Source organism: Kitasatospora sp. NPDC057512, from assembly GCF_042802135.1.
Lineage (GTDB): Bacteria > Actinomycetota > Actinomycetes > Streptomycetales > Streptomycetaceae > Kitasatospora.
The window spans coordinates 1-2,982 of sequence record NZ_JBHVET010000898.1 but is presented as its reverse complement, the minus strand read 5'-3'; the positions used below and the strand labels follow the sequence as shown (position 1 = coordinate 2,982).

General features: G+C 72.9%; 3 protein-coding genes and 1 tRNA gene. 1 reads left to right on the top strand and 3 read right to left on the bottom strand.

Features of this window, described 5'->3' with window-relative positions:
• Positions 1-20: 20 nt before the first annotated feature.
• The 3 genes from ACFU6K_RS35475 to ACFU6K_RS35465 all read right to left on the bottom strand — a co-directional run bounded on the left by ACFU6K_RS35475 (position 21) and on the right by ACFU6K_RS35465 (position 2,277).
• A tRNA-Leu gene (locus ACFU6K_RS35475) sits at positions 21-104 on the bottom strand.
• Positions 105-183: 79 nt separating this feature from the next.
• Complete coding sequence (locus ACFU6K_RS35470) at positions 184-1,185, bottom strand: alpha/beta hydrolase (protein ID WP_380670214.1); 1,002 nt, start codon at positions 1,183-1,185, stop codon at positions 184-186.
• A 24-nt stretch (positions 1,186-1,209) separates the two neighbouring features.
• Positions 1,210-2,277, bottom strand: coding sequence for an alcohol dehydrogenase catalytic domain-containing protein (locus ACFU6K_RS35465; protein ID WP_380670212.1), 1,068 nt, complete (start codon positions 2,275-2,277; stop codon positions 1,210-1,212).
• A gap of 97 nt (positions 2,278-2,374) precedes the next feature.
• On the opposite strand from ACFU6K_RS35465, the gene ACFU6K_RS35460 reads away from it, so the two are divergent.
• A complete protein-coding gene (locus ACFU6K_RS35460) occupies positions 2,375-2,968 on the top strand; it encodes a CGNR zinc finger domain-containing protein (RefSeq protein WP_380670210.1) in 594 nt (197 codons plus the stop codon).
• Positions 2,969-2,982 lie beyond the last annotated feature (14 nt).

The window sequence follows — 2,982 nt, the reverse complement described above, 5'->3', positions numbered from 1 at the left end:
GGTCAACCGGCCGTTCGCTGTGCGCGAGGGGGGAGTTGAACCCCCACGCCCTTTCGGGCACTGGAACCTGAATCCAGCGCGTCTGCCTATTCCGCCACCCGCGCATCTGGGTGATGAGGAAAACTATAGACCATCCGGAGGGGTACCTCCGACCACCTCCGGGCAGACGGCGGGAGACCGGCCCTACGCCGGGAGCCGGGGCCGCTGGGGCGCGGGGGCGCGGAAGTGGCGGGCGAGGTAGCCGAGCCAGGCCTGCTCGAAGCTCTCGGCGAGCTGCGACTCGGGGGCGAACAGGTCGAAGGCGTGGTACGCGCCGGGGTACAGGTGGAGTTCGACCGGGACGCCGTGGGCGCGCAGGCGCATGGCGTAGTCGAGGTCCTCGTCGCGGAAGGAGTCGAGTTCGCCGACCGCGACGAAGGTGGGCGGCAGGCCGCCGAGGTCCTCCGCGCGGGCGGGGGCGGCGTACGGGCTGACCTCGTCGGTGCCGGCGCGGTCGCCCAGGATCGCCCGCCAGGCGAGGAGGTTGGTGGCGCGGTCCCAGATGCCGAGGTCGGTGATCTCGTGGCTGGACGCGGTGCGGTTCCGGTCGTCGAGCATCGGGTACATCAGCGCCTGGAACAGCGGCGCCGGGCCGCCGTGGTCGCGGACCAGCAGGGCGGTGGCCGCCGCGACTCCCCCGCCGCCGCTCTGGCCGGCGATGCCGATCCGGGCGCCGTCCAGGCCGAGTGCCTCCGCTTCGCGGAGGAGCCACCGGTGGGCGGTGTGCCCGTCCTCGGCGGCGCCGGGGGCGGGGGTCTCCGGGGCGAGCCGGTAGTCGACGGCGGCGACGGCGCAGCCGAGCCGCGTGCTGAGCCGCTTGAGCCAGGGGTCGTCCTGAGCGGCGAAGCCGAGTACCTGTCCGCCGCCGTGGAACCAGAGCAGGACCGGCAGCGGGCCGGGCCCGGCGGCGGTGGGCCGCAGCAGCCGGATCGGCACGTCCGGGCCGTCGGCCCGGGTCGCGTGGTGTTCGGTCACGGTGACCGACGGGTCGTCGGGGGTGGAGTCGGCCACGGACTCGGCGAAGGCGCGGAGCGTCTCGCGGGTCGCGGGGATGTCGGTCAGGTCGAACGCGCCGTTGGGGGTCATCGGGACGGCGTCGAGGGCCTGGCGCAGTTCCGGGTCGACCAGCAGGCGGGGAGCGGTCATGGCGGTGTCTCCTTCCACGGCCGCTCAGGCCCGGAACTCGTCGATGACGACGACGCCGGTCGGCCCGTACGTCTCCAGGGACTCCAGCACGCCACTCGCCTCATGGAGGCCGACGGTGCGGGTGACGATCCGGCCGGGGTTGAGGCGGCCGGCCTCGATCATGGTGAGCATGGTGCCGAACCGCTGGCCCTGCATGCCGAAGGCGCCCAGGAACTCCAGCTCCTTGACCATCATCACGTCGATCGGCAGGGCGACATCCCCCTTCTCCGCACCGGTGGTGTGCCCGAGTTGGAGGTGGCGGCCGCGGGTGCGCAGGGAGAGGACGGAGTTGCGGCAGGCCTCGGCGATGCCGACGGCGTCGACGGACACGTGGGCGCCGCCCCGGGTGAGGGTCCGCACCGCCTCGGCCGGGTCGTCGGTGGCGGCGTTGACGGTGTGGACGGCGCCGAGGGCGCGGGCGGCCGCCAGCTTCTCCTCGGAGATGTCGACCGCGATGACGTTGGCGCCGGTGGCGGCCGCGATCTCCACCGTGGACAACCCCATGCCGCCGCCCGCCCCGTACACGGCGACCCACTCCCCGCCGCGCACGCGGGCCTGGTCGACGACGCCGTGGAAGGCGGTCATGTAGCGGCAGGCGAGGGCGGCGACATCGACGAAGCCGACGGACTCCGGCACCCGGACGAGGTTGACGTCGGCGAAGCGGACCATGACGTACTCGGCGAAGGCGCCCCAGTAGGAGACCCCGGGGACGAGCGAGTCCACGTGCTCGCACACGTGCTGGTTGCCGCTGCGGCACATCTCACAGGAGCCCTCGCCGGGGTTCATCGGGAAGATGACGCGGTCGCCGTCCCGCCAGTCCCGGACGTCCCGGCCGACCTCCACGACGGTGCCGGCGAACTCGTGGCCGAGGACGAACGGGGGCTTGACCTGCGGCCCTCCCGTCCAGAAGTCCCCGGCCCACAGGGCCCAGTCGGTGCGGCAGATCCCGTTGGCGCCGACGCGCACGATGGCGCCGTCGGGCGGGCACGTGGGATCGGGCACGTCACGGATGACGAGGGGCTGGTGGAGTTCTTCGATGACTGCGGCGCGCATGGACGCGACCTCCTCGGGGAATGTCCACCGGTTCAAGTGGTGGACTTTGAAGCTATGCGCCCGCTTCGATGCGTGTCAACCGCTTAGAGTGGTGGACATGAGTGACGAGGACGGCCGACGAGAAGGGCGCCAGCGCGCCAAGACCGACTTCCGGTTCGACGACGCACGACTGTGCTTCGCCTTCGCCGGCACGCTCGCCGATCGCGGCAAGGACGTGCACGTCGAGCGGCTGGCACTGCCGGAGGACCTGAGCCGGTGGAGTGTGGAGAGCGGCTGCACGACGGTGGCGCCGACCTGCGGCGAGGCCGAACTGGAGGGAGCGAGGCGGCTGCGCGAGGCGGTGCAGCGGACGGGCGTCGCACTGGCGGAGGGGGTGCCGCCCGCGGCCGAGGACGTGGTGGTGGCCAACAGCGCGGCGGCTGAGCCGACTTCGGTACCCGTGCTCTCGGCGGACGGGGCGTCGGTGCGGTGGGACGGGGACGGGATCGCGGCCGTGCTGTCGATGGTCGCGCGGGACCTGATCGCGCTCTGCGCGTCCGACGAGCAGCGGACGCGCGTGCGCATCTGCGGGAACCCCGACTGCGGAACGCCGTTCGTGGACACGTCGCGGGCGGGCGCGCGGCGCTGGTGCTCGATGAAGACCTGCGGCGCACTCGCGAAGAAGCGCGCCTACCGGGCGAAGGCGAAGTAGTCAGGGGCTGGGAA